Here is a 22,176-nt window from a genome sequence, read left to right as displayed (position 1 = left end):
CTTTCCGTCGCGATGCGGACCATGGACCCTAGTTCGACCGATGCCCCAGGAGACTGTTCACGATGGCCTTCGATCCGATCGCCGTTACCGGCGCGAGTGTCCTTTTCGCTGGTTCGAGCAACAGCGATGGTTTTTGGCGGGACATCCTCGCCGCGAAGGACTTGATCAGTGACGTTCCGCGCAGCCATTGGCTGATCGACGACCTCTATTCACCCGATCCATCGACGCCCGACCGGACGTACAGCAAGCGGGGAAGTTTTCTCTCACCCGTCGCGTTCGATCCCCTGACCTATGGCATGCCGCCGAAGATGCTCGCGACGACGGATACCTCGCAACTCTTGGCGATGATCGTCGCCGATCGTGTGGTCAACGACGCCCTCGGCGGACAGTTCCGCCACGTCGATCGCGAGCGGACGAGCGTCGTGCTTGGAAACACCGGCGCCACGCAACTGCTTGGCGACATGTGTGCTCGTCTTGGCGAGCCGCAGTGGCGCGAGGGACTCCGGCGACACGGGCTCGAGGAGAACGCGATCGACGAGGCGGTCGGAAAGATCAAAGAACTCTTTCCCGTGTGGAAGGAGAGTACCTTCCCGGGGCTCCTCGGCAACGTGGTCGCTGGGCGTGTCGCGAGCCGGCTCGATCTTGGTGGAACCAATTGCATTGTCGACGCCGCGTGCGCCAGTTCGCTGGCGGCCTTGACGATGGCGGTCGGGTTGTTGCAATCGGGCCAGAGCGATCTCGTCATCACGGGAGGGGTCGATGCGATCAACATTCCCTTGATGTACCTCTGTTTCTCCAAGACGCCCGCCATGTCCCGCAGCGGCGACTGCCGACCCTTCGCCGCGTCGGGGGACGGGACGTTGCTCGGCGAAGGGCTGGCGATGCTGGCGTTGCGCAAGCTCGAGGACGCCGAGCGTTCCGGTGATCGCATCTACGGCGTCATTCGCGGGGTGGGAAGTTCGTCCGATGGTCGCTCCAAGAGCATCTACGCTCCGCGCCCCGAAGGGCAAGCGCGAGCTCTTCGCCGCGCCTACGAGCAAGCCGGCTACTCGCCGACGACGGTGGAGCTCGTCGAAGGGCACGGCACCGCGACGAAAGCGGGCGACGCCGCGGAGTTCGCGAGTCTCAAGAGCGTGTTCGGCGATGCCGCCAAGGAAGCGGGTGTTGATGGCAAGACGTGGTGTGCCCTTGGCTCCGTGAAGTCGCAGATCGGTCATACGAAGTGCACGGCCGGGGTCGCGGGGCTCTTCAAGGCCGTCATGGCGCTGCGTCACAAGGTTCTACCTCCGACGATCAAAGTCGATGTCCCGAACCCCGAACTGGGGATCGAGGAGAGTCCCTTCTACCTCAACACCAAGACACGTCCTTGGATTCGCGGCGCCGATCATCCGCGCCGAGCGTCGGTCAGTTCCTTCGGTTTCGGGGGAACCAACTTCCATATCGCCCTGGAAGAGTACACGGGCGGTGCACCCAACGCACGCCGCTTGCGAACGGCCGAGAACGAGTTGCTCCTCTGGTCGGCGAATGATCCCAAGACACTCTTGGAGCAATGCCGCGCAACCCTTGAGGAGCTTGTATCGCATCGCTCCCACGCGGGCGCGATCGAGCATGTCGCCCGGCGCTTGCAACTCGGCGTCGACACGAGTCGGCCTTGTCGCCTGGCGATCATCGCCGGAGGTGCCGAAGAACTCGAGACTCGGATCGAAGCCTTTTCGGAGCATCTTCAGCGTGATCCCTCGCGACCGATCGTCGACCGCGGAGGATTGTGGTATGCCAACGGTTCCGAACCGGGACGGGTGGCGTACCTCTTTCCGGGACAAGGAAGCCAGTATCTCGGCATGACGCGCGACTTGCTGGTTCACTTTGACTGCGTACGCGACGTATGGGATCGCCACGCCGACATCATGGCGAACGAAGAGGTTCGGCTCTCTCAAGTTGTCTTTCCCCATCCGGTGTTCACTTCGGAGGACGAAGAGCGGCTCGTCGAGCACTTGCGCGATACTGCCGTGGCTCAGCCCGCTCTCGGCTTGACGAGCCTGGGCGTTCTGGCGCTGGTGAAGGAACTGGGGCTGGAGCCGGACTGCGCCGTGGGACACAGTTTCGGGGAGTTGACGGCGCTCTGTGCGGCGGGCGTCCTCGAGGAAGAGTCACTCTTGCGCGCGGCGCGAAAACGCGGCGAGCTGATGGCGCAGGCCGCGGGACAGGCGCCCGGCGCGATGATCGCGGTCCTCACGGACGCCAAGCGCGTGGAACAACTGGTGGCCAGTCGGTTCCCCGAACTGACGACCGCCAACTACAACTCTCCCACACAAGTGGTGGTCGCGGGGCCCGTCGAAGCCGTTGGTCGACTTGAGTCCCAGTTGCGAACAGAGAAGGTCCTTTGCCGACGGTTGCCAGTCGCCGCCGCCTTCCACTCGCACAACGTGTCCGCCGCCTCGAAGCCGTTCGGCGAGTTCCTTCGGACGCTTCCGCTCGGGAGTCCCAAGGTCCCCGTGTATGGCAATACCGACACGATGCCCTACCCCGCCGATCCTCAAGCGATTGGCGATCGTCTAGCCGCTCAACTCAGCCATCCGGTCCGCTTCCATCAAACGGTCGAACGCCTCTACCAAGATGGGGTACGAACCTTTGTCGAAGTGGGTCCGGGAAGTGTTCTCTCGCAACTCGTCGATGAGTGTCTCGGCGACCGCCCACACCTCGCGGTCTCGTTCGATGCCAAGAGACGGGATGGATGGACCACGCTTTGGCAGTCCCTGGGACCGCTCGCGGTCCATGGCGTCGACATCAACTGGACGTATCTTTGGAAGGACTACGACGACGTCGTGCTCCCCGATCCAAAGAAGCTCAAGCATGTGATCATGATCGATGGTGCCAACCACGATCGTCCCTATCCTTCCCGGAACCCCGATCCGGTTGAACAGAGGACTCGTCGAAACCCCAAGCCGTCAACATCCGAGCCCCCTTCCTCCGGAACGAGCCACCCGCCGGTTGGTGGTCCTTCTGTAGAGCCCGAAGCGCCCGCCCGTCCCCCAAAGACCGTTCCTCCACGTCTTGCCTCGACACACATCCAGACTCCATCGCCTCAGAAAGAGACCGAAATGACTGCGGGCAACGGATCGGAGAAGTCCGCGACCAAGGAGCCGGCTGGCTTTGGTGGCCGGCTGGGCATCCCTGGACTGGAGCCCGGCTCGGATTCGAAAGAGTCGTCAGCGACGCCAGCGAAGCGCGAATCACTACCCGCGAGGGATGACGTCGAGACAGCGAAGTCGTCGGGTTGCCAAGAGTCTGGTTGTCCGGAAGAGGAATCCTTGCGGTCGGAACTTCGGTATTTGATCGATGACACGACCAAGGCTCACTCGGCGTACCAGTCGGCACTCCAAGAGGCATTTCACGCCTACCTTCAAGCGGCGGAGTCGGGGCATTCGCTCGAACTCGCCGACTTGCCGCGACTGGAGTACCCGTCGAAAGAGGGTTTCGGGCGTGAAACAGAGCCGCGGAGCGAACAGCCTACTCCCGAGACGAGCGAATCTGTGGCGACATCCTCCATGAAGGCGGAGCCCGCTCCCGAACCGGTGGCGGCGAATGGCGAACTGCGGTCGACGCTCCTCGGCGTTGTTGCGGAAAAGACGGGCTATCCCCCCGAGCTGTTGGACCTCGATGCCGACATCGAGTCGGCGCTCGGTATCGACTCGATCAAGCGGGTGGAGATCCTAAGTGATCTCGAGAGCGAACTTCCGTCGCTCAATGGTCTCGATCCGCAAGCGATGTTCAAGATGGCGACGCTCGGGGAGATCCTCGCCTACGTCCAGCAGTCGGCTGGCAGTGCAGTAGGGACGACCTCGTCGGCCACCGCCGTCGCGGAACCCGCTCCCGAACCGGTGGCGGCGAATGGCGAACTGCGGTCGACGCTCCTCGGCGTTGTTGCGGAAAAGACGGGCTATCCCCCCGAGCTGTTGGACCTTGATGCCGACATCGAGTCGGCGCTCGGTATCGACTCGATCAAGCGGGTGGAGATCCTAAGTGATCTCGAGAACGAACTTCCGTCGCTCAATGGTCTCGATCCGCAAGCGATGTTCAAGATGGCGACGCTCGGGGAGATCCTCGCCTACGTCCAGCAGTCGGCTGGCGGTGCAGTAGGGACGACCTCGTCGGCCACCGCCGTCGCGGAACCCGCTCCCGAACCGGTGGCGGCGAATGGCGAACTGCGGTCGACGCTCCTCGGCGTTGTTGCGGAAAAGACGGGCTATCCCCCCGAGCTGTTGGACCTCGATGCCGACATCGAGTCGGCGCTCGGTATCGACTCGATCAAGCGGGTGGAGATCCTAAGTGATCTCGAGAGCGAACTTCCGTCGCTCAATGGTCTCGATCCGCAAGCGATGTTCAAGATGGCGACGCTCGGGGAGATCCTCGCCTACGTCCAGCAGTCGGCTGGCAGTGCAGTAGGGACGACCTCGTCGGCCACCGCCGTCGCGGAACCCGCTCCCGAACCGGTGGCGGCGAATGGCGAACTGCGGTCGACGCTCCTCGGCGTTGTTGCGGAAAAGACGGGCTATCCCCCCGAGCTGTTGGACCTCGATGCCGACATCGAGTCGGCGCTCGGTATCGACTCGATCAAGCGGGTGGAGATCCTAAGTGATCTCGAGAGCGAACTTCCGTCGCTCAACGGTCTCGATCCGCAAGCGATGTTCAAGATGGCGACGCTCGGGGAGATCCTCGCCTACGTCCAGCAGTCGGCTGGCGGTGCAGTAGGGACGACCTCGTCGGCCACCGCCGTCGCGGAACCCGCTCCCGAACCGGTGGCGGCGAATGGCGAACTGCGGTCGACGCTCCTCGGCGTTGTTGCGGAAAAGACGGGCTATCCCCCCGAGCTGTTGGACCTCGATGCCGACATCGAGTCGGCGCTCGGTATCGACTCGATCAAGCGGGTGGAGATCCTAAGTGATCTCGAGAGCGAACTTCCGTCGCTCAATGGTCTCGATCCGCAAGCGATGTTCAAGATGGCGACGCTCGGGGAGATTCTTGCCTACGTCCAGCAGTCGGCTGGGACGTCGACGGATTTGCAAGAACAAGCACCAAAATCGTCGAGTTCCACGTCGATTCTGTCGGAGTCGGACCACAATCTGCCCCGATTTGTCGTGGAAATGACGCCAAACGCTCCTTCCGGGTTCGCGTTGAGCAACTTGCTCGACGCGAGCCCCCTTGTGCTGATCGCCAGCGAGAAGGACGACCACCAATCGGAGGTCGAGATCGCCTTTGCTCTAGCCGAACGGCTCCGGCCATTGGGCCTCGAGGTCGAAGTGTCGCCGGAGTTGCCTCCCGATGCGCGAGGCGTGATCTTCCTTGGCGGTCTCCGGCGGATGGCCAGCGTTGCTGAGACCATCGACATTCAGCGACGGGCGTTCCATGTCGCGAAAGCCTTCGCACAGACGAATCCCAGCGGCGGCGTCTTCGTGAGTGTGCAGGACACCGGAGGAGCCTTCTGCTGCAACCCCGTCGAACCCCAGCAAGCGTGGCTCGGAGGATTGGCGGGCTTGGTAAAGACGGCGGCGCTGGAGTGGAACGACGTTGGAACGAAAGTGATCGACGTTGACTGCCGTGGCCGGTCCTTTGAAGAGGTTGCCGCGACCATCGCCCAGGAACTGTTGTTCGGAGGGCCGGAGCAGGAAGTGGGGTTTCCCTCTGACGGGGGACGCCACGTGGTAAAGAGCGTGGAACGTGCGGCGTCGGCGACGACTTCGTCCTCGGGCCTGGTGGTCGATCGGGAGACGGTCTTGCTGGTTTCGGGAGGAGCTCGTGGAGTCACGGCCAAGGCTCTCGAATCCTTGGCAAGTCGAGGTGTCCGACTGGCGCTCTTGGGGCGAACGGAGTTGGAACCGGAGCCCGCGGTCTTCGCCTCATCCCTTGACGAGGCTTCGCTCAAAAAGGCCGTGGTTCAAGAGAGAAAGCGTGCTGGCGAACCGCTGGTGCTCACGGAGATCGACCGCCAAGTCCGACAACTGTTGGCGTGCCGTGAGATTCGGACGAATGTCGAGCGACTGGAAGCCCTTGGGGCCACGGTCGAGTATTTCTCGGTCGATGTTCAGAGCGAGTCCGAACTTCAGAAGACACTCGCGAGTATCCGACGGAAGTGGGGAGCCATTCACGGGCTCGTCCATGCGGCCGGAGTACTCGCGGACAAGCGGATCGTCGACAAGACGCCCGAGCAATGGGAACGCGTCTTCGGCACTAAGGTCGATGGCTTGCGTTGTCTTCTCGAAGCCACCAGGCAGGATCCGTTGCGGCTGATCTGTCTCTTCTCGTCCATCGCCGCCCGAACCGGAAACCTCGGCCAGTGCGACTACGCGATGGCGAACGAGGTCTTGAACAAGGTGGCCCGCGTCGAGAAACAGCGCCGAGGCGCGGCCTGCGTCGTCAAGTCCATCGGTTGGGGGCCATGGGATGCCGGCATGGTGACGCCCGCCCTCAAGGCCCATTTCGAAGCCCTGGGCGTTCCCCTGATCTCACTCTCCGATGGTCCGAAGGCACTCGCCAGTGAGCTTGCCATCGCCGACGGTAGCGATGTCGAGGTGGTGGTCGGAGCTTCACCCAACATCGGTCTGGCGCCGGGCGTTTCGGGCGTCGTTGTCGACGTCATCGCCGATCCGAATAGCGATCGGTACCTTCTCGACCATGTCGTCGATGGTGTGCCCATCTTGCCGATGGTCTTGGCTCTCGAGTGGTTCGTACGAGTCGCGGACGGTGTTCATCCTGGACGGCCAGTCACCCGGGTTCGGGACCTGAAGGTGTTGAAGCCCGTGCTCTTGCCACCGAACGGGTCGCCCCATCGGCTACGGATCACGGCTCGTCAATACGGGGATGAGAGCGATTCCACCCTCCTCACCCAGATGGAGTGGGATGGACAGACGGCCTACGAAGCGGTGATCGAACAGGCGACGGTTCGACCGTTGGCACCCGCGGATACGGGGCCGCGAACGTACGCACGTTCGTGGGACATCGCCGATGACTCGATCTACCGAGACGTTCTCTTCCATGGTCCGGCCTTCCGGTTTGGTTGGGAGTTGGACCGGTTTGATGAGAAGGGAGGCACCGCGTGGGTTGATCTTGGGGAACGCCCGGGGGCATTTGACGAGACTTGGGCAACCTCCGCCCGCGCGACCGAAGCCGCTCTCCAATTCGCTCTCATTTGGTTCACGACCCGACTTGGGAAGAAAGGCCTACCGCTACGGTTCGACGAGTATGTCGCCTACGGGAGAGTCGGTCGCCGCATCCAGTGCGAGATGCGGACGCTGACGGTCAACTCCATATCCGGCAAGTTCGAGTTGCTGATTCGCGACGAACAGGGTCGGTTGGTTGCCCAATTGCACGGCGTCACCGCGACCGTGCGTGTCGAGAACGTGGAGCCCGTGCGTTGATGAAGAGTTTCTCTCCGATCGCGATCGTCGGCTGTGGCTGTGTTCTACCTGGGGCCCATACTCGGGAGGACCTGTGGCGAGCGGTCGTGGACAACCGTGACCTATTGACGGAGGTCTCGCCGTCCCGTTGGTGGGTACCTCCCGAGTTGATGTCGCCCAAGACGTACGTCGACCCCGAGTTGCCATCGATTCCGACGACTCGTGGCGGCTACGTTCGAGACTTCGATCAGCGCTTCGATCCGAACGGCTTCGTCCGGACCCCGGAGGAGATCCTCGCACTCGACAAGCACCTTCACTGGTTGCTGCACGCCAGTCGCGAAGCGATGATGCAGGCGAAGCTCCCGCCGACGTCCGGGAGCGTGAGGGCGGGGATGTTTCTCGGCTACCTTGGCTACCCTTCGACGTCGTTCATTCAGTACGCCGAACGGGTCAGCTTGCGGCGTGCGGGGACTCCCGCACCGTGGCTTCCGCGAGAGGTGCATCCGGGAAACATCTTCCATCCTGGGTTCGGCGCGCATTTCGTCGCAGACTGCCTCGGACTGACCGAAGGCGCCTACTCCCTCGATGCCGCGTGTGCCAGTTCGCTCTACGCGATCAAGTTGGCCTGCGACTGGCTTCATGACGGCCGTGCCGATCTGATGCTGGCTGGCGCGGTGAACGGCAGCGACCCCCTCTTGATTCACGGCGGGTTCAGTGCGTTGACGGCGCTTAGCCCGACGGGGGAAAGTCTGCCCTTCCAGCAAGGCGCCAACGGTCTTGTTCCCTCCGAGGGAGCCGGTATCGTCGCGCTGATGCGACTCGAGGACGCGGTGGCTCGGGACTGCGAGATCGTCGGCGTGGTACGTGGGGTCGGTGTCGGCAACACCGGACGGCATCGAACGTTCCTGGCGCCGAGTCCGCAGGGCCAGCTTCGCGCGATGAAGTCGGCGTACGAAAACTCAGGAGTGCCGCCGCGGCGTATCTCGCTCGTCGAGTGTCATGCGACCGGAACTCCCGTAGGCGACGGGGTCGAACTCACCGCGCTTGACGAACTGCTGCCGCGGGGCGGCGAAGTGCCGATCGGGTCGCTCAAGTCGAACCTGGGACACTCGATCACGACCGCCGGTGTCGCGGGGTTGTTCAAGGTGTTGTCGGCGTTTGAGTCGCGTACCCTTCCACCAACTCGAATCACCGGACCTCTGCGGGAGGAACTGTCCCAAAGTCGTCTACGCGTCCTCACCAAAGCGGAGAACTGGAACGCGGAGGGCCCACGCTGTGCGGCGGTGAGCGCGTTCGGTTTCGGCGGCACCAACGCGCACCTGATCGTCGAGGAGTATCAACCTCCACGGCGCCAGCATGCGCTTGGTGGGCTGCCGAGCTCCACGGCGTCCGATCATTCCTCGATGACTCGGGATGGGGATAGGCCAGCGATTGCCGTCGTTGGCGTGGCCGTTCGGGCCGGGAACGCGGAGGACTGGTCGACGTTTGCGAATTCGCTGCTCACGGGGGAACCGCCCACCAAGAGTTCGATCGACGAGATCGTGCTCGATGGACGAACAACTCCTTTCGCCCCTCGCGATCTCGAGCGTTGCTTGGCAAGCCACCTTCTTCCGGTCGGGCTCGTTCAACGCGCGATCAACAACCTCGACTTGCCAAGCGAATCGACCGGCGTGTTCCTCGGAACCGGCGGGTCTCCGGAGACGTGTCAGACGGCGTTGCGCACTCGGTTCCTCTACATGGAGAGGGAAACACCGGAGTTCAACGGGTCGCTGCGCGAAGCGGCGACTCAGATGAGTCCGGCCCTCAACGCGGCACGCACCCTGGGTTGCATGGCGAACATTCTCGCCAACCGGATCAACATGGTTCACGACTTTCAAGGGTCGAGCTTCACGCTCTTTGGGGAGGAACTTGCGGGGCTGCATGCCCTGGAGCTCGCTTCCCGGGCGCTGGCGATGCGCGAGTTGGACGCGGCCCTGGTGGGCGCGAGTCATTTCGCGGTCAATCCGATCCACGACGCCGCAATCTCCGAGTTGCGAGGACGAACCGTCGAGAGTGCCGACGCGGGCGTTGTCTTCTGTCTCAAACGGTTGGACGATGCCCGCGACGCCGGGGACGAAGTCTTGGCCATTCTCGAACGATCGAAACTGGTCGTGGGAGAGGAAGAGCCGGACAACCAACTCCACTGGACACAGAGCGATGGTCGCGGCCTCGTCAACGAGCTTTTCGGGGACTCCCATGCCGCGTCGGGATTGCTTGGCGTCGCGGCCGCTATCACCTCGATCGTCTCTCGTCGAAAACCGGTGGGCATCCATCGGCAGGCGGAGCCCTGGGTGGCGCGTCCGGGTCGACGATCCGTTCGCCTCGACGCGGAAGGACTTGGCGGATCAACGCAATCCTTGGTGATTCGCGAGTCACCCGCGATGAGGCGCGGCCCTCATCTCGCCTCCACCTTCTTTCCGCGAATCTATGGGTTCTCCGGTCAGGACCGCTCCGCACTCGTCGACGCACTCCGGCGAGGGCAGATCACGAGTGACAACCCAGGGACGGGACCCGCTCGCGCGGCGATCGTCGCGAGAAACGAGGAGGAGTGCCGAACGCGGGCGAGGACGCTGGCCGAGATGTTGGCGAGTGCCGATGGTCCGGTGGTGTCGGGAGATCGGCAGTCGTTCGCGTACGACCGTCCCATGGAGGGCAAGGTCGCGCTCTTGGGATCGTCGGCAGCCGCCGCCTACCCCTTGATGGGGATAGAGATCATCGAAACCTTCCGAGAGCTGGCCGACGACGCGACGCGCCGGGCTCCGTTTCCTCGGGCGATCAGCGACTGGTTTCGGCCCGAGGGGCCACCGGATCCCCAAGCCTACGAGAAGCTGGTTGGCAATAAGTGGTTGACCTATCTGCACAGCCGCGTGTCGCGCGAGATCCTCGGACTGGAGTTTCAGATCGCGTTCGGGTTGTCGTCGGGAGAGCTCGATGCGGCACTCGCGATGGGGATCACTCCGATCGAAGAGTACGTTGGCGTGCTCGAGCGGCTCAAGGACCGCCAGTACTTCGAGCGACATCTGGCCGGTGACTTCGAGACCGCCCGGCGGGCGTGGCGGCTTCCCAACGAGGAAGCGGTCGACTGGACGCTTTGGCGCGTCTTCGGGTCGGTGGACGACATCCGTCAAGCGATCGCCTCGGAACCGAGAGTTCATCTCGCCATCATCCATACCCAGCAAGATCTCGTGGTCGCCGGGCAGCGATCGGCTTGTGAGCGAGCGTTTGCTCGGCTTGGGCGGCCGACACGGTTTGAAGTGTCGGACTACCGACTCACGTTCCACGTCCCCGAGGCGTTTGGGGCGGAGGAGATTCTTCGTCACACCCACACGATGAAACTCAACGTTCCCGACAACTTGCGATTCTACTCCGGTGTATGGAGGAAGCCCTACCCATTGACGTCGGAGACATTCGCGGACGCCTACGTCGCGAACGCGACGGAGATGATCGACTATCCGAAGTTGGTCGAGGCGGTCTATGCCGATGGCGCCAGGATCTTCGTCGAGCATGGCGCTCGGGATCTCTGTACTCAGTGGCTAAGTGCGAATCTGGGGACTCGTCCTCACGTGGCCGTATCTCTCGACGCGGGAAAGAAGCGTGGGGCGCTGCTGCAAACAGCGCTCGCCGCGGCCCAGTTGTGGTCGGCGGGGGTGGCCGTCGACATTGCTCCATGGAATGAGCACCTCCACGAGATCGACTCGCGTCGGCCTCCCACCATGGCTCGACCCGACATTGCGTTCACCTTTGCCGGACATCTTCCTGAATTGGCGCCGGTAAGCCTTCAACCTCGAAAGGCCGAATCTGTGAAGAACGATCGTATTGAGCATGAGGTCGGTGATCGCGTCGACCCGGTTGCTGTCCCACGCCCAGAGCTTGTGGCACGGGAGACCTCGCAGTTGGTGCCGATGCCACCGATGGTGCCGCCCGTGAGACTAGGGGCGACTTCCATGGTCGCGAACCGGTTGGCTCCGATCACGGCGGTCGCGGAAAGCGGTCCGGAACATGCGATCCGGGACGATCGCACGCAAGCGGTCGCTCCGCTCACGGGTCTGCTCTCGTCCGAAGACGGTCAAGAGTTGGAGCGGCGGATTGAAGAGACAGTCGCGCAGGGGACGTCAACGCGAACGGTGTCGGCGAACAACCTGAAGCTCTTCGAGGACTATGTCGCGAAGTTGAAGTCAGGCCATGAGGAGTTCCTCGCCTATCGTGGTCAGATGCAGCGTCAGCTTTCGGATCGGATTGCCTCCCTTCGCGATCGAGCCCCCTCTTTCCCGCCGAAACGTGTCGGCGCATCGGCGAAGGCGACACCGATGTCCCCAGGCGTGGAGGGGGCTGGGACCGGGAGCAAGCCCTCGTCGGCGCCCGAGCGGAAGAAACCCTTCGTTCCCAAGACCGTGTGTACGGTGTGCCAGCCGAGAGGGCTGGCGTTCGCCTACGACGATGTGCTCAAGCTTGCCGGTGGCAAGATTTCGGAGGTCTTCGGCCCGCTCTTCGAGCAACAGGATCACTACGAGCGCCAAGTCCGGCTTCCACTACCCCCGGTCTTGCTCGTCGATCGCATCATCGGTCTGGAGGCCGAGCCGGGCGTCGCCAGCAGCGGCGTGATCTGGACCGAAACCGACGTGCATCCCGATGCTTGGTACATCCACCACGGACGGATCGCCCCCGGAGTGATGATTGAAGCCGGCCAAGCGGACCTCACGCTCATTTCGTACATGGGGGCGGATTTCGAGAACCGTGGCGAGCGTGTCTATCGTCTTCTCGGCTGTGACTTGACCTATCACCGTCACCCGGCGGTCGCGGGCGAAACCATTCGCTATGAGATCCACATCGACCGACACGTACGACACGGCGATATCCGAATCTTCTTCTTTCACTACGACGGCTACATCGGCGACGAGCGGGTGATGTCCGTTCGCAACGGGCATGCCGGCTTCTTCTCCGATCGTGAACTGGAAGAGTCGGGTGGGGTCGTGTGGAGCATCGAAACCGCGGAGGCTCCGCCGGAAGGTCGTGTCGACGAACCAGTGGTCGCCCACGTGCCTCGATCCCTCGGCCGCGCTCAGGTCGACGCTCTCTTCCGGGGAGATGTCGTTGGTTGTTTCGGCACCGACTACGCGATGGCGAAAACGCACTCGCGAACGCCGACGCCGACCACTCCACGCATGCAGCTCGTTCACGAGGTCGAGGTGATTGATCCGCACGGAGGTCCCTGGAAGAGGGGCTACATGCGGGCCATCCGAGACATCGCGCCGGACGACTGGTTCTTTGAAGGGCACTTCCTCAATGATCCGGTGATGCCGGGGACCCTCATCTGCGACTCTGTCCAACAATGCATGGCCATCTATCTCACCGCGTTCGGCTACACGCTCGAGCGAGACGGTTGGCAGTTCGAACCGCTGGCGGAGCAGGAGTTCGAACTTCGTTGCCGTGGCCAAGTGCTGCCGAACTCGAAGCGGATGGTGACGGAACTGTGGATCAGGGAAGTTCACGAAGGGCCGGAGCCGATCCTGATCGCCTCGGTGCTGTGTACGGTCGATGGGCTGAAAGCGCTCAATTGTCCTCGCATCGCGATCAAGCTGGCGCCCGACTCGCTGCTCGATCTGGAGTCGATTGTCCCGGATGCCTCGGCCGTGGACCGGGTCGTGACGCTGGACGGGTTGCCGTTGGACGAGCGGGCTCTTCAGAGCTGCGCGACGGGTCGACCGTCGGACGCCTTCGGGAAGCTTTACGAGCGGTTCGACGGACCGGATTCGTGTCCGCGTCTACCGAGTCCACCCCTTCACCAGATGACGAGGGTGACTGGTCTGGACGCCGAGCCGGGGGTGGTTCGGGTGGGAAGTTCGGTCGTCGTCGAATACGACGTACCGCCCGACGCTTGGTATTTCACGGAAAGTGGTAGCGGCACGATGCCGTTTGGACTGTTGCTCGAAACCAACTTGCAGCCTTGTGGATGGTTGGCCACCTTCGGTGGGACTCCCGTCCGTAGTGAGCAACGGCTCTATTTCAGAAACCTCGATGGCAAGGGGATCGTTCATCGCGACGTTGGCCCCGACACGGGAACTCTCGTCACAAGGACTGAACTCACCAAGCACAACCGCTTCGGTGGGACGACGATCGTCGCGTTTCGCACGGAGTGCCACGCCGGCGCCGAACGGGTGTCGGAATTTGAAACAAGCTTCGGCTTCTTCACCCGCGACGCGCTCGCGGGACAGGTCGGATTGCCACCGACGGAGGAGGAACAGAGCGCCCTCGCGGCTCCGTCCGACTACCAGGTGGACCTGACGCTGCCGGGTGCTCTTGGCGTGGGCACGGGACGGCTTTGCATGATCCATCGGGTGACTGGCTACTGGCCGAGGGGTGGATCGGCCGGCCTCGGACGATTCCGCGCGGAACGGGACATCGCGCCGGACGATTTCTACTTCAAGTCTCACTTCTTCCAGGACCCCGTGCAGCCGGGAAGTTTGGGTTTGGAGGCGATGGTCCAGCTCCAGCGCTACGCAATGGAGTCGCAAGGTCTCCTTCCGTCGGGTCACGACATCCGGTTCGAGGCGTTGGGAACGGAGGAGGAGGTCGCGTGGACCTATCGAGGACAAGTGTTGCCGCACAGCAAGCTTGTCACCCTCGAACTCGAGATTCTCGAGGTTAAGAGGCTGGAAGACGCGGTGACCACGATCGCTCGCGGGTACTTGTGGGTGGATGGCACCCGAATCTACGGGGTTCCCAGAATGGCTTTGTCGGCGATTCGGCGATCGCGTTGAGGTCGCGCGGTGATCTTCAACAGGCTGCGACGGCGGCGAAAGTGTTCACTCCTCTTCGAGAGGATCGCCGCTCTCCGACGACTCTTCCAAGTCGACTGCTTCGGCTATCGTCTCCGGCTCTTGCGGAATCGGCTCGGGAGGAATCAGTTTCGTCCCTTCCACATCGGTGTCGCGCGTTTCGGGGAAACTCTCCAGCGTCGAGAGAGAGCCGAGTTGCGACGCGTAGAGAGGACGCTGCGTCGCGTAGGCGACGATGAGTTTGCCGATGCACTCCAGCGAGTCGATGTTCGTTCGCTCGTAGCCGTGAGACCCGTCGACGCCGAAGGCGATGAGCGCCGTGCGGATGTCGTTGCCCGCCTCGAGCGCCGACGCGCTGTCGCAGCGGTAGTAGCGAAAGATGTCCCGCTGGTAAGGGATGCCGTTGTCGTCGCAGAGATGAATCAGGTGATGTGTTAGGTGAAAGTCGAAGGGACCGCTCGAGTCGGCCATCGCGATGGTGACGCCGAACTCGCTCGAACACTGTCCTGGGGCCGTCGTCCCGTTGTCGACCGTGATCATTTCGGCGACGTCGCCGTGCAGGACCGCCGAGGCCCCCGAGCCGACCTCCTCGGAGATGGTGAAGAGGAGGTGAAGATCGACCGGGAGCTCAATCCGGGATTCGATGATGAACTTCGCGGCGGCGAGCACCGCGGCGACCCCCGCCTTGTTGTCGAGATGACGGGCGCAGATGAAGCCGTTGGGGAACTCCTCGGTCGCGCTGTCGAAGGCGACGAAGTCGCCGACATTGATGCCGAGGTCGCGCAAGTCGCTCAAGGAAAACGCTTTCTCATCGACGCGAACTTCGATGTTCTCCCAGGCGATCGGTTGCGTGTCGACGTCCAGGTTAAACGTGTGTCCCGACGCCTTGAGTGGTAAGACCTGGCCACGATAGATCAGGTCGTCGGTGAAGATCGATACCCGTCCCCCCTCGGCGAAGCGAGCCGACCAAGTGCCAACCGGCACCAAGGAGAGTCGTCCGTTGTCCTTGAGCTCCTTGACCATCGCTCCGATCGTGTCGAGGTGAGTCACGACGGCCCGGTCGGGACTCTCGCTCTTCCCCTTGAGGGTCGCGCGAATCGCGCCGCGCCGAGTCAGTTCGAACTCGATCCCGAGCTCTTGAAGGACACTACAGACATAGCGAACGATCGGATCGGTATAACCGGAAGGACTATGGATGCCTAGAAGAGCGAGCAACATGGTGAGAAGATAGTCGGTATCGATCGAAATGTTCTTCATCACAGTGAGGGTTAGTCTCCGACCGTTCGTTCGGGATCGTTGTTCAGATAGGGGAACAACAAGTCAATGAATCGTTCGGCTGTCGGTTGGGGTTCGTGGTTCGCAAGACCGGGGCGTTCGTTCGCCTCGACGATATAGTATTCCTCCCCTTCGACGGAGGGGACGAGGAAATCGAGTCCAACGACCGGAATTTCCAACGTCTGGGCCGCATGAACGGCCGCTTTGCTCAAATCGTCGCTCAACTGCGCGGTGACGTCGTGGATGGTGCCCCCCGTGTGAAGGTTGGCTGTACGCCGAACGCGCAGCAATGTGCCTTCGGGCAGGCAGTCGTCGAGTTCGTATCCGCGGTCACGGATGCAGCGCAGCGTTTCGTCGTCCATCGGAATCTGACTCTCGCCACCGGTCGCGGCTTTGCGACGTCGGCTGACCTTCTCCAAGAGTTCGCGGATGGAGTGCTTCCCCGTTCCCATGATCTCCGCGGGTTTGCGAATGGCGGCCGCGACGACGACCATGTTGATCACGATGATCCGAAGATCGATCCCCTCGACGAACTGTTCCATGAGGACCGTGTCGCAGAACGCCTCGGCGGCGCGTACCGCCGCCAAACACTCCTCGGGAGACTGTAGGTCGACCGCGACTCCTTGGCCCTGCTCGCCCTCACGGGGTTTGACGACGATACCGCCATGCTTCTCAAGGAACGCGAGGGCCTCCTCGTCGTTCGAGTAGGCAAGCTGGTCGGGAACGCTCAGGCCCGCGTTGGCGAGCAATTCCGACGTCAGTTGCTTGTCGGCGCAGCGGCACATCGCGATCGAGGAGGTCAGCTCACTGAGCGATTCGCGACAAGTGACACGACGATTGCCAACGCCGAGACGGAAGTATCCTCGCGGGGGATCGATGGGTTCGACGCAAATGCCACGGCGCAGCGCCTCATCGATGATGATCTTCGCGTACGGGTTGTAGCCTTCCTTGACGTCTTGCGCCACGTAGAGATGTTCATTGATCTGGTTGCGACGTTTGATCGCGAAGACCGGGACTCGCTCGAAGCCGAGGCCTTCGTAGAGACGAATCGCCCCCTCGCTAGCCTGTAGCACGGAGAGATCGAGGATGTCACGTCCGCGCTCGGCGAAGTGGGTCGCGGCGTGACTGACGAGTTCCGTTCCGACGGCGGGGTATTGCGTTTGCGCGTCGACCGCCAGGGCCCAAAGGCTGCAACTGTTGAACAGATCCTCGAAGCAACGAACGTGATCGACCACCAAGGCGACGCCAAGGACTCTGTCCGAGTCGCTTGGTCGTGCGATGTAGTAGTCGAAGCGATCGTCGTCGAGGCTTTGCCAGGCGACTTCCGGGTCCAACGGAACCATGCCGTTGGAGCTGTAGATCCGGTTGATCTCCTCGATGTCCCCTTTGGATTCGATGTCCGTGATTCGAATAAGGGATTGGTGGTCCCCATCCCGGCGCCAGGTCTTCAGCTCCAGTCGGTAGGTCGTGGACGGATCGAGAAAGAGGTCCTGGGGAGCGATGCCGAGCACCAGTTGCGGATCGGTGGCATAGAACGCGATATCGCGTTTGTTGGGTTCCTCCTCCAGGAGGACATCGGCGAGGTCCTGGGGATCGGGAAACGTGTGGGCGAAGATCAGCCGTCCCCATCCGACATCGACGAACGAGCCACGTTTGGTAGACGTCTTATTCATGGGTCCAGTCGCTTGGAGTTGGTGGTGTATCGGACTCGGGAACGCTTACTCAACGAGGGAAAGGCGAAGCCGTTGACGGGCGAGGTCGGATCGTCCGTCAGCGGCCTCTGAAACAAACGGCGATCACGTCGTCACGTGTTCCTGCAACCAGAGTTCCAGCAGGGCGAGCTGCCATAGTTTGGATCCTCTTAGCGGGGTGATGTGCGTTTCGGGATCAGCGAGCATACGATCGACGTAGTCTTGCCGAAAGAGTCCTCGTTGCCGTGCCGCGGTCGCCGAGAGGGCGTCTCTTGCCATATCGAAGAACTGACCACGCAAGTACTTGAGGGCAGGCACCGGAAAGTACCCCTTGGGCCTGTCGATCACCTCGGCCGGGATCACTCGTCGGGCGGCTTCCTTGAGGACATACTTTCCACCATCTTTGACCTTGAACTCCGCCGGGACGGTGGCGGCGAACTCCACCACCTCATGGTCGAGGAAGGGAACGCGCGCTTCCAATCCCGCGGCCATCGTGTGGTTGTCGACCCGTTTGACGGGATCGTCGATCAACATGACCTGCGTGTCGATGCGCAATGCCTTGTCGATCGCCAAGGGACTTCCCGGCTTGTCGAAGTGGGCGCGCACGAACGCGGTGGCGGCATCCTCGCTCAAGTACCGCTCTTGAACGACCTCCCGATACTCGTCGAAGTCGCGATCAAAGAAGGACTCCTTGTAGGTGGCAAGCGCGTCGTCCGACGTGAGCATGGGGGGATACCAATGGTAGCCCGCGAAGATCTCGTCGGCCCCCTGCCCGCTTTGGACGACCTTCAGCGACTTGGAGACCTCTTGGGAGAGGAGGTAGAAACCGACGTTGTCGTGACTGACCATCGGTTCGGACATTTGTCCGATGCACTCGCGAAGGGCGGGCAACGTCCGCTCGGCGTCGATGAACAGCTTGTGGTGCTTCGTCTGAAAACGCTCGACGATCACGTCGGAGTATTTGAACTCGTCCCCTTGCTCGCCGGCAACCGAATCGAATCCGATCGAGAACGTTTCGAGATCGCCGCCGTTCTCACAGAGGAGTCCGACGACCAAGCTCGAATCGAGCCCTCCCGAAAGCAAAACGCCGACGGGAACATCCGCGACCATCCGCCGTTGCACCGCCCGACGCATGACCTCTAGCGTCTCGTCGCACCAGTCGTCGAAGCTGTATCCCTTCTGGTCATCGCGCTGGCCGAACTTGAGATCCCAATATCGCCGACTGGTGATCGTCCCGTCCGTCTCAACGACCGCGATCGTCGCGGGTGGGAGCTTCTTGACCCCGGTGAGGATCGTGTGCGGCGCCGGAACCACGGAATGGAAGGAGAGGTAGTAGTTCAGGGCGACGGGATCGATGGTCGTGTCGACCTCTCCGCCAGCCAGGAGCGCGGGCAACGCGGACGCGAAGCGAAGGCGGCCGGGGGCCTCGGTGTAGTAGAGAGGTTTGATGCCGAGACGGTCGCGACCCAGGATGACTCTTCCCGTATCGCGTTCCAGGATCGAGAAAGCGAACATCCCGTTGAAGTGGTCGACACAGTCGGTGCCCCACGCGTGGTAGGCCTTCAGGATGACTTCCGTGTCGCCGCCGCTGAAGAACTGGTAGCCTTTGGCCTCCAGCTCCTGACGCAGCTGGGGGTAATTGTAGATCGCTCCGTTGAAGGCGATCGTCATGCCGAGCTGCGAGTCGACCATCGGCTGTTGCGAACTCTCGGAGAGGTCGATGATCTTGAGACGCCGATGACCGAAGGCGACCCTTCCTCGGGAAACGACTCCGCTGGCATCCGGGCCGCGGCGGGTCATTCGATCCGCCATTCGGCCGACCGTGGCCACATCGGCCGACTCGTTGTCGAAGCGAATCTCTCCGCAGATTCCACACATGAATGATGAGTCCGTACTGAAACTCGTTCTTAAGAAACTCGCCGTGTCAACGAGTACGTGTTATGGCACTACGAGGCGCGCTCGGCAAGACTCGCCGCTACCTTGGCCCGCTCAAACCAACGGGCTGCTAGGGGTCGCCGGTTGGCCGATTGGCCGAGATCCATCGTTTCGCGATCTTGGCGACCATCGAGTAACTCGGATCGACCATGTTGCCGAGTCGCATCTCCCCGGCGAGACCGAGCAGATGATAGGCCTCAAGCGAGTCGAATCCGTGGTCGTCGACGAGCCAGCCAATTAACTCTTTCCATGCGATCCGCGCCGCATCCTCGAGCGGGCGGGCGCTTCCGACCGTCATGAGGTAGTCGCTCGTTTCGATGCGTGGCCAACGGATGCGGCGTTCCTTGAGCAAGGAAAAGGTCACGGTCACGCGCGCCGACATCTCGGCGGCGACGCCGGTGATCTCGCCATCCCCTTGCCGAGCATGGGCGTCACCCACGAAAAAGAGAGCTCCCTCATTGCACACCGGAAGCCAAAGCGTGCTGTTGGGTCGGGTCTCCACGCAGTCCATGTTGCCTCCCCAGTAGCCCGGGACCAGGCTCGAGATCGACTCCAGGTCCGGCGCGGTCCCGATCGTTCCCACAAAGGGGTCGAGCGGAAGCCGAATCGTTTCACTGAGCCGGATCTCTCCCTCCTCGATCGGTAGGATTCGAGTTTGCTCGGGGAGCGGCGCATCGAGGGTGGCGGTTTGGGTCGTTCCGGTAAGTCCACCAAACTCCGGAATGAGGGCGGTCACGGCGAACGGTTCGGCCGGTTCGATGTCCAGGATCGAAACGAGGAGTGAGTCACCCGGCACGGCCCCTTCGATATAGATCGGACCTGTCTGCGGGTTGGCTCGTGGTGGCCCCGGACACTTCTGTGAGTAAAGGTCGTCGTCGGTTCGCAGTCGACCCTCGAAGGCGTCGATCGTTTCGATTTGAACCGTCTCTCCGGGGGCGACCTTGGCGATCGGTGGATGGGATGGCCCCAGTGTGTAGACGTACGCGTCGTTCGGCTGCTTAATCGTGCGCATACGTCGGCCACCTTCCCCTGGTCCCAATCGGATCTCGCTCGAGGTCATTGTAGGCGCCCACCGCGCGACGTCACTTGGCGTCGCGCGAGGCGGCCTTCCAAGACCGATCCACCGGTGGAATGGTTGGAAGGTCCCGAAGTTGGTCTCCGGTGATTAGCCGCCGGTGAGCAACGAGGTCAAGGCACTGGCGACCCCGGCGAGACTCTCGCCCGCCACGAGACCCGCGGCGATCGGGAGAATGAAGCGTCGCGACCAGTTGGGGGCCCAGTGCGTGGCGAGGGCGGCGCAGCCGGCACCCAGAAATAGGGAGATGCTATTGAAAGCGGGAATCACGAAGGCCAACCCGAGGCTGACCGCGCTCGGGCACCATCGAGAGTACTTCGTTGGCAGCACTTGTTGAGCGATGGCTAGACCCACTCCCACACCCGCGCCGATAAGCATGGCGGCGAACGATCCGGCGGGAGCGGCGTCAATTCCCTCCCGAAACAGTTCCGCGACCGCTTTCCACGTCACCACCGCTGGTGCAGGCCACTCTTCGGTGAGGAGCATCGTCTTCGGATCGGGAATGAGGATGAGGTAGGCCGCGCTTCCCGCCAGCGAGCCGACGAAGACTCCCAGGAATTGGGCGACCGCTTGCGCTCTGACGGAAGCTCCCAAGAGAAGTCCCGCTTTCAGATCCTGCAGCAAGTCGGAGCACTGCCCCGCCGCGCCGCCGGTGACGTTGGCGGTCATCAGGTTCTCGGTGACGTTGGTGGGATGAATGAAGCCAAAGGTCAGTTGCGTCACCTTGCCCAGCGCGCCGATCGGTGGGATGCCCGTCTCTCCCGAGACCCTTGCGGCGACGACCGCGAGCACGAACGTCAGCGCGACCGCCAACGCGCCCATGTAGAACTCGATCCCGAAGATGATCGTCTGCGCGAGGATCGCCATAGTGGCCGCTAGCAGAAAGCCGGCGACCAGTAGCTTGCTGGAGATGGTGACTTGATGCTCGCTTGAGGTCTTGGAGAAGGCTTTGCTGACGCCGGCGACCGCGCTTCGCACCACGCCCGGCAAGGAGAACGAGAAGGAGACCAGGGCGGAGGTCGCCATCATGGCGACGCCGGGCCATAGCAGAAACTCGATCGCGTTGCCGTAGACGGTTTGCTTGCCGGTCGGCAGCGGCACCAATTCTTGCGCGAACAGCCAGGGGGTGAGCAGCCCCCAGGCGAGAATGGCGCCGATGAGGAGCGAGATGCCGATGCGCAGTCCGATGATCGCGCCGAATCCGATCATCAGGAAGGACGGATCGAGGAGAAACCCCAGGCCGCGGGTGGTGACGGTTGGCAAGCGAAACGCTCCCAAGCCGATGGCGGGGCCGACTTGCGGAAGCCTGTAGATGAAGTCGGAGAAGAGCTTCGTCGCCGCCGAGAGAACCGCGCCTCCCAAGAGATACCGGACACGCATTGCCGCCTCGCGGCCTTCGGCGTAGATGTCCCGAACCGTCTCGGCTGTCGCCATCCCCGATGGGAACGGGAGGTTCTGCACGACCAACATCTGGTGCCGCAGGGCGAGCCCCGCGAAGACGCCAATCAGGCTGACCGCGAACAGCCAGAGACTCATGACCGGCCAACTCATGGTTTGCCCGGTCAGGAGGGTCAACGCCGGAATCGGGGCGACCAATCCCGCGGAGATGATCGAGGCCGCCGACGAGGCGCAGGTTTGATTGATGTTGTTTTCCAGGAGTTCCCACTCGGGGACCTTGGTTTCCCCCAGTCCACGACGCGTGACGTTCCAGAACCCGAAGCTCAGCAGTGCCGCCGTGATCGACATGTTGAACGACCAGCCGATCTTCAGTCCCGAATAGACGTTGCAGGGGACGAGGAGCGTCCCCAAGACGGCACCCGTCGCCGCGGCGCGAATCGTGAGTTGGCGCTGGGTGGTGGTCGGCGAGCTGGCCGTGGAGCTTGTCATCTGAGCGTCCGAGTCGAGGGTTGTGCGAGTTGGGCAGCCTAGCATCTAAGCCGAGGCAGATCGAGGGGAGACTGTTCAGGAGAACGGTCGCAGCTCGCGCTTCTGGG

At 62.5% G+C, this 22,176-nt stretch carries 7 protein-coding genes; 2 read left to right on the top strand and 5 right to left on the bottom strand.

What is annotated here, in order from left to right:
- The first annotated feature begins 62 nt into the window (after window positions 1-62).
- Together Pan216_RS00945 and Pan216_RS00940 are read left to right on the top strand one after the other, a co-directional pair.
- Window positions 63-7,412: a type I polyketide synthase gene (locus tag Pan216_RS00945; RefSeq protein WP_145253523.1), complete on the top strand. Its 7,350-nt coding sequence runs from the start codon at window positions 63-65 to the stop codon at window positions 7,410-7,412.
- On the top strand, window positions 7,412-14,188 hold the full coding sequence (locus Pan216_RS00940) for a beta-ketoacyl synthase N-terminal-like domain-containing protein (protein ID WP_145253520.1): 6,777 nt from the start codon (window positions 7,412-7,414) through the stop codon (window positions 14,186-14,188). The genes Pan216_RS00945 and Pan216_RS00940 overlap by 1 nt, the downstream gene beginning before the upstream one ends.
- Window positions 14,189-14,233: 45 nt before the next feature.
- Here Pan216_RS00940 and Pan216_RS00935 read toward each other — a convergent pair whose 3' ends face one another.
- The 5 genes from Pan216_RS00935 to Pan216_RS00915 all read right to left on the bottom strand — a co-directional run bounded on the left by Pan216_RS00935 (window position 14,234) and on the right by Pan216_RS00915 (window position 22,069).
- Complete coding sequence (locus Pan216_RS00935; RefSeq protein WP_145253517.1) at window positions 14,234-15,463, bottom strand: osmoprotectant NAGGN system M42 family peptidase; 1,230 nt, start codon at window positions 15,461-15,463, stop codon at window positions 14,234-14,236.
- Window positions 15,464-15,474: 11 nt separating this feature from the next.
- Window positions 15,475-17,154 (bottom strand): N-acetylglutaminylglutamine synthetase, encoded by a 1,680-nt coding sequence (gene ngg, locus Pan216_RS00930; protein WP_145253514.1) that lies wholly within the window; start codon window positions 17,152-17,154, stop codon window positions 15,475-15,477.
- A 123-nt stretch (window positions 17,155-17,277) separates the two neighbouring features.
- On the bottom strand, window positions 17,278-19,050 hold the full coding sequence (locus Pan216_RS00925; RefSeq protein ID WP_145253512.1) for an N-acetylglutaminylglutamine amidotransferase: 1,773 nt from the start codon (window positions 19,048-19,050) through the stop codon (window positions 17,278-17,280).
- A gap of 127 nt (window positions 19,051-19,177) precedes the next feature.
- Window positions 19,178-20,119, bottom strand: a complete 942-nt coding sequence (locus Pan216_RS00920; RefSeq protein WP_145253509.1) for an acetamidase/formamidase family protein — start codon at window positions 20,117-20,119, stop codon at window positions 19,178-19,180.
- Window positions 20,120-20,272: 153 nt separating this feature from the next.
- Window positions 20,273-22,069 (bottom strand): OPT family oligopeptide transporter, encoded by a 1,797-nt coding sequence (locus Pan216_RS00915; protein WP_145253506.1) that lies wholly within the window; start codon window positions 22,067-22,069, stop codon window positions 20,273-20,275.
- Window positions 22,070-22,176: the final 107 nt, after the last annotated feature.

The organism is Kolteria novifilia (assembly GCA_007748055.1).
In the GTDB taxonomy this organism is placed as follows: Bacteria; Planctomycetota; Planctomycetia; order Kolteriales; family Kolteriaceae; genus Kolteria; species Kolteria novifilia.
The sequence above is the reverse complement of the archived record's forward strand: the minus strand, read 5'-3'. Positions and strand labels throughout refer to the sequence as shown.

Bases quoted from the DNA above. Each gene is read 5' to 3' on its own strand.
- Pan216_RS00945 (WP_145253523.1), top strand. From the start codon at position 63: ATGGCCTTCGATCCGATCGCCGTTACCGGCGCGAGTGTCCTTTTCGCT.
- Pan216_RS00940 (WP_145253520.1), top strand. From the start codon at position 7,412: ATGAAGAGTTTCTCTCCGATCGCGATCGTCGGCTGTGGCTGTGTTCTA.
- Pan216_RS00935 (WP_145253517.1), bottom strand. From the start codon at position 15,463: ATGAAGAACATTTCGATCGATACCGACTATCTTCTCACCATGTTGCTC.
- ngg (WP_145253514.1), bottom strand. From the start codon at position 17,154: ATGAATAAGACGTCTACCAAACGTGGCTCGTTCGTCGATGTCGGATGG.
- Pan216_RS00925 (WP_145253512.1), bottom strand. From the start codon at position 19,050: ATGTGTGGAATCTGCGGAGAGATTCGCTTCGACAACGAGTCGGCCGAT.
- Pan216_RS00920 (WP_145253509.1), bottom strand. From the start codon at position 20,119: ATGCGCACGATTAAGCAGCCGAACGACGCGTACGTCTACACACTGGGG.
- Pan216_RS00915 (WP_145253506.1), bottom strand. From the start codon at position 22,069: ATGACAAGCTCCACGGCCAGCTCGCCGACCACCACCCAGCGCCAACTC.